At 48.3% G+C, this 5,298-nt stretch carries 5 protein-coding genes; 1 reads left to right on the top strand and 4 read right to left on the bottom strand.

Annotated elements, in window-relative coordinates; translation table 11 throughout:
- Positions 1 to 65: 65 nt before the first annotated feature.
- From ACFO5Q_RS16820 to ACFO5Q_RS16805, 4 genes are read right to left on the bottom strand one after another with little or no spacing between them, the layout of a single operon-like run.
- Positions 66 to 767, bottom strand: a complete 702-nt coding sequence (locus ACFO5Q_RS16820; protein WP_082719841.1) for a TniQ family protein — start codon at positions 765 to 767, stop codon at positions 66 to 68.
- Complete coding sequence (locus ACFO5Q_RS16815) at positions 764 to 1,651, bottom strand: TniB family NTP-binding protein (protein ID WP_197421044.1); 888 nt, start codon at positions 1,649 to 1,651, stop codon at positions 764 to 766. Before ACFO5Q_RS16815 ends, ACFO5Q_RS16820 begins: the two co-directional genes overlap by 4 nt.
- Positions 1,652 to 1,658: 7 nt before the next feature.
- Positions 1,659 to 3,398 (bottom strand): Mu transposase C-terminal domain-containing protein, encoded by a 1,740-nt coding sequence (locus ACFO5Q_RS16810; protein WP_156431938.1) that lies wholly within the window; start codon positions 3,396 to 3,398, stop codon positions 1,659 to 1,661.
- Complete coding sequence (locus ACFO5Q_RS16805) at positions 3,391 to 4,305, bottom strand: TnsA endonuclease N-terminal domain-containing protein (RefSeq protein ID WP_068147212.1); 915 nt, start codon at positions 4,303 to 4,305, stop codon at positions 3,391 to 3,393. The genes ACFO5Q_RS16810 and ACFO5Q_RS16805 overlap by 8 nt, the downstream gene beginning before the upstream one ends.
- Before the next feature lie 104 nt (positions 4,306 to 4,409).
- Here ACFO5Q_RS16805 and ACFO5Q_RS16800 point away from each other — a divergent pair, with 104 nt between their 5' ends.
- Positions 4,410 to 5,234: a helix-turn-helix transcriptional regulator gene (locus ACFO5Q_RS16800; protein WP_068147215.1), complete on the top strand. Its 825-nt coding sequence runs from the start codon at positions 4,410 to 4,412 to the stop codon at positions 5,232 to 5,234.
- The last annotated feature ends 64 nt before the right edge of the window (positions 5,235 to 5,298 follow it).

Here is a 5,298-nt window from a genome sequence, read left to right as displayed (position 1 = left end):
CCAAAAAGTGGCAGACTTTTACTCCGCCCGCAGCAACACAACGCCGCCGCTTCAGTGGCCTACTTTTACACCGCCCTATACATAAGTAGGCGATGCCATATGTCGAAAAATGCAATGCTAAAAATAGGCTGATAGCCAGGAAGCATCGTCCGTCCATCCATCGCTCTTTGAATAAGTTCAGATTCAGCAATTATTGCTTCATTGAGAGCCGGTACACACGGGTGGTCTCTGAGGTCGGCCGTACATTGGAAACAGGTGACAAGCCCCTTTCTAAAAGGAACGGCAGGTGCCTTGCAGCAGTGGCAGCGGTCTGCCAGAAGAATGCCATGCTTTGGGCAGCATGAAGCGAATGCCATGCGCCAATGGCGCCGAAAATACGGTATCGGATCCGACTGAAGGCATTTGGGGCACCATTGCAAACCAAATCCTCGTCGTATTCGGTGGTAGATGCCTGTTGGCAAAACCCAATTGGTGGGGCATCGCCCGTGCATCTCTTCAAACACCGTTCCTTCGTAATAGGACAGGGATAGATTGATGATTTGATGTGGTGGGGTCCCTGTTTTTAGAGCAAGCGTCTCAACCAGCCCCTTCCATCCATATACATCGATATCTCGCGTCCAAACCTGCTTGCCTGGCCAAATAGATTGGCAAAAATTATGAGCAGAAGTACCATTCCCTAAAGCGATGCGAGTCAGCCACGAAGAGAACAATTCAAAAGGCTGTGGCTTAGGGTGAACCGGCCAGTATTTACCACTCAGGACTATCAAAACCTTAGCTCAGCGGCCCGCCTTCTCTCCTTAGGGGGGATGTAGCCGCAATTTTCCAGATGGTTTGGTTCTATGTGTGTCTTTGCTTGCTCAAGCGCTATTTTTGCAGCCCGGTTTATCAGTGCAAAGGCTTCGCCGATTGTGCCTTCAGATTTTGTAAGAATGTAATGAGCAGTTTCCTTTGCAGCGAGGTATGATCTCTCAGGAAAGGGCAACAAGCTTTCATAGGTGTTCAGGAGCATCCTGAACTCTTTGTCCATTTGCCAAGTTGGCAGGATATAGGGGATGAACCGGTTGGCGAGTTGGTCATCCAACTGGATGGCCCTCAGTGCTCCTTGGGTGCCAAAGCATACCAGGGATGCTTCCAGCTCGTTGCCTATTGTGCGCAACATGTTCAAGAACTGTCTTTGGGCATCAACGCGGCCGGCAAGCATATTGTGGAGGTCATCGATAAGAAGCATTTTGACGCCGCAGGACTGCATAAGTGAAATGGCCTGGGTCTCTAATCGGGCGAGATTGTCAGAGTCCCTATAGGTTGCGAAAAGAGCTTGCAAGATTTTCATATAGAAGCGCCGCGGGTCCGGCCGCGGCGGCATCTGAACTGCGAATACAGGCACTGAAGCAGCATCGCATTCTGGTTCGTCCGATGCCGGATGCAATTCCATGAAACGCTTCATGATCATGGTTTTGCCGTTATTGGTGGGACTGGCAATGAGAATGTTTGGCATTCGATGAGATGGTGGATGATCGATCAAGTCCTCCATTTCATTTAGAATCTGGACTGCTTTTGGGTATCCAATCCATTTTATAGTTTTGACATGACTTATACGGTCCTGGAGTGGTTTCTCCATCATTGAACGGGTCTGAGCTTCCAAATGTTCCATGTGCGCCCTACCGGAGTTTGATATCGTCAAATGTTGCGCCAAAATCAAAGTCATCTTCCTCTGGTGAAATTGATTCTTGCACACTGGGTTTATCCTGAAGCGAGCGTGTGGATTTTTGATCGGCTTGCGGCGTTAAGCGTTTACGTGAACGTTTCGCCTGCTTAGTGCGTTCATACTGCCGCCGCGCGCGTTTGGTTTTAATTCTGGCTTCTTCCAGTTCGCGCCTGTTCTCTTCATAAGCTTCGAAGATTGTGTCTTCATCCCGTGCGTCCAGTCCCTTCTGTTTTAAGCGTTCACGTGTAGCAGTCCACTCCCAAAGTGTGACAGATGGATTGTCCAGGTTGCGATACGGAATTTCAAAATACTGATCTGTTTCGGGGCAATAGAAATATACTTTGGAAAGGTCTCTTGGATCGCGTCGGATAATAAATTTGCGCTTATCCTCCCGATCCAGATAGGTCCGCAGCACGGGGTCATAATAATGGATATAGTCCCACACAAACCCATATCGCTGGATAGTTCTGTGTTTGAGCGGCAGGAAATCTATAAGGAAGCGCTTTTCATTGGGTATCCTTGTAGGTAGACCCCGTCCAGGCTTGTTGTCCACGCCGTAGATGCCTTCATCCCATGCCAACTTAGGACTTATCAGCAGTTTGGAGTGTATCTCTTCATGATAAATTTTGGTGATGACACGGACAAGCATACGCTCCAGTTCAGCCATTGTCAGGCAAGACTCTTCTTCCGAATTATATTCGCCTTTGTCCTGAACGTTTGATTTTGTGGTCCCGTGCCAGGAATGAATTTCTTCGTTCAGAGTTTCGAACAGTCGCTCAACCGTTCCTCCATATTTGGGATGTTTCACTGGGCGGTGTTCCAACACAATCCCGTGTTGGTCGCAGCCGCGCTTCAGCGCCTCACTTTTGAAGTCGGGCCCGTTGTCAACATGGAGGACATCCATTTTGCCATACATTGGCCAGTCTGCATGGATACCTCGTTCTCTTAGCCAGACTGCTTTTGGTGCAACAGCATGAGCCAGACAGAGGGCCACGGTTGTTGCGCTCGGAGCTTCCAATGACATCAAATATCCCAGGATTGCGCGGCTATAAATATCAACGGCTATAGTCAAATTCAGCTTGCCGATCGGTTGCCTGAGTTCTTCATCAACAACGATTATATCCGTAGGTGTATGGTCCATTTGTACCACCCCCAAAGGCCATTTGGGCCGGGGGAACTCATCGACGACCGGATCGAATTTGTCACGGGCCTTGCGACCACTTTCACGTCTTTTCATTGCTAGCCGAGCCGGAATCTCCTGCAGTCGAGCACGGACCGTGTTATCAGATACAGGCTTCAGATTTCTCCGCTTGCAGGCAGTTTTGTAAGCTTTTATTACCTTGCTGGGTTTAAGCTTTAGTGTTGTCAGATATGTTGTCTCAACAATCTCATTTATAAGCGCTTCATGGACGGAATTTATTCGTCCTTTGCCGCGGCCCCCTGTGGGTTTCCGTGGGATTAAACAGCTAACCGTACCCTCGTTTCTAAACCGATTGATAAGTTCATATAACCAGCTTCTTGAGATATTCAGACCTGCTGCAGCTTCTTCGACGTCTGATTCCGTGATCTTGGAAAGATGCAGCAAATGCAAAATTGCTTCTCGGACCTCAAGAGCTCTTGCCCATTCTTCTTTAGAATAAGTATTCAGGTCTGCGCCTGAGAGGTTTTCTTTCTGCGCCTTGCTGTCAATCACCGTACAGGCCCTCTTCAAAAGAAAGGCTGGAGAAGAATAGTCCGTTTGTGTCTGCCACCGGATGGCTATGAAGCACCGTGTCGTAGGTTATCGGTTCGTCCATTTTGATCCAAGCTTGACCAATAGCTATTATGCGCCAGATGTTATGTTGGACTCTGGCTTGTTCTTCCCTGGTTTGTGAATTTTGGTTTAGAACCTCCTTGATTGTTATGGGGGCGTTTTGTTTGATAAAGCGTCCAAGGTCGGCGGATCCTTCTCCATCGTCATCATTGATCATCAGAAAGGGATACAAGGACTTGATGTTGAACAGTCGAGAGCCAACTCGGATCTCATTCTCTGTTACGATATGGAATTCTGTATTGTTTTCCTCACTCCATCGTTTCATGGAAGCAAAGCGATCTGCGAACTCTGCCTCTTTCTCTTCCAGTTCTTTTTGATACTTGATTTCAACGATTGCCTCTGAACACTGTTCAAAGGAGCTGAGATAACGCACTTGGAAATCAGGAGTATAGATTCGTGGGTTTCCCTGTGCATCAGTGTATTCCAAAGTAAACGGCTGTGCCTGTATCGACAGTACGCGCGGGTCAAAGAACGCAAGATATGCGAAATCGCGTTCAAGTGTGGACTCGAACTGAATCTGGTCGTCTTTAGGCTTGCCGGATATCCAACCTGTTATGCTTCGATGATTAAAATGCAGCTCTCGTGCAGGCAAAAGCTTATGCATGTTGTTAAACAATGACACGAGGGTTTCTCCGATAGACGATGTGAGTTCCGCATCATCCTGTGAAATAACGGCAGGCCTGAAAGAAGACACTCTACCGCACTTTTGCGGATTTATAAATAGTCCTCTACTCTTTTGATCATAATATTTGACGAGCAGTTGATCTTGATATTTGCCGATCACCATAGATTACCCTTTATTTCCAAGCGATTAGGTTCCTGTTCCAGTACACTGTTGAATCTCACAAATCCAAACGAACCGGCATGACTACTAAGGAAATTGCCGAGCATATGGGTGATACGCTTCGGACGACTCAACGCCTGATGCGCAGCATGGAATATTACTTTCCCCATTTGGAGGTGGTCGTCGGTGAAAATAACGAAAAGCGCTACCGATTCCCGAATGGCATCTTCCACAAATTGATCGCCTTTTCCCTCGATGAGTTGACCGCAATGGAAACCGCAGCTCAAAAAATTGAATTGATGGACCATGAAGACGATGCCAAGCTCGTGCGTTCTGCCATCCGCAAGGTCCAAGCCCTAATGAATCCCGACGACAGAAATCGGATTGCTCCTGATCTGGAATCTATATTGCGCGCGGAAGGGTTGATAGCGTCACCAGGCCCCAAAAGGGCAATACCGTCTGAACACGTCTCTGTACTACGTGAAGCGATCAAGGGCGGGAATGTATGCGAAATTTATTACACCAAGCGCGACGGTACCAAGCGGTGCGAGCAGCTTCACCCTTATGGCTTTCTATATGGTCATCGTCACTATCTGGTAGCAAACAATCCAGCCAGACGAACCACGCCCATTCGTAAAATTGTCCTATCGTCCATTGCGAAGGTTACACCGACCGACCACCTTTTCGAAATGCCAAGCGACTTTGACCTACAAGCCTATTCGCACCAGTCGTTTGGCGTCTTCTTCGACAAAGTTTATGATGTTGAATGGGTTTTTTCCGAAGCAGCGGCGGCCATCGCGGGAGATTTCATATTCCACCCAGAGCAGGCGAGCAAACTCAACGAGGATGGTACCCTAACGGTGCGCTTTAGTGCCTCCGGGCTTCAGGAAATGGCTTGGCACCTCCTGAAATGGGTGTATAGGGCGGTGTAAAAGTAGGCCACTGAAGCGGCGGCGTTGTGTTGCTGCGGGCGGAGTAAAAGTCTGCCACTTTTTG

It is taken from the genome of Kordiimonas lipolytica (genome assembly GCF_042651265.1).
Classification (GTDB): Bacteria; Pseudomonadota; Alphaproteobacteria; order Sphingomonadales; family Kordiimonadaceae; genus Kordiimonas; species Kordiimonas lipolytica.
The sequence above is the reverse complement of the archived record's forward strand: the minus strand, read 5'-3'. Positions and strand labels throughout refer to the sequence as shown.

Excerpts from the sequence above, each read along its gene's own strand:
- ACFO5Q_RS16815 (WP_197421044.1), bottom strand. The coding sequence starts at position 1,651 with ATGGAACATTTGGAAGCTCAGACCCGTTCAATGATGGAGAAACCACTC.
- ACFO5Q_RS16805 (WP_068147212.1), bottom strand. The coding sequence starts at position 4,305 with ATGGTGATCGGCAAATATCAAGATCAACTGCTCGTCAAATATTATGAT.
- ACFO5Q_RS16800 (WP_068147215.1), top strand. The coding sequence starts at position 4,410 with ATGGGTGATACGCTTCGGACGACTCAACGCCTGATGCGCAGCATGGAA.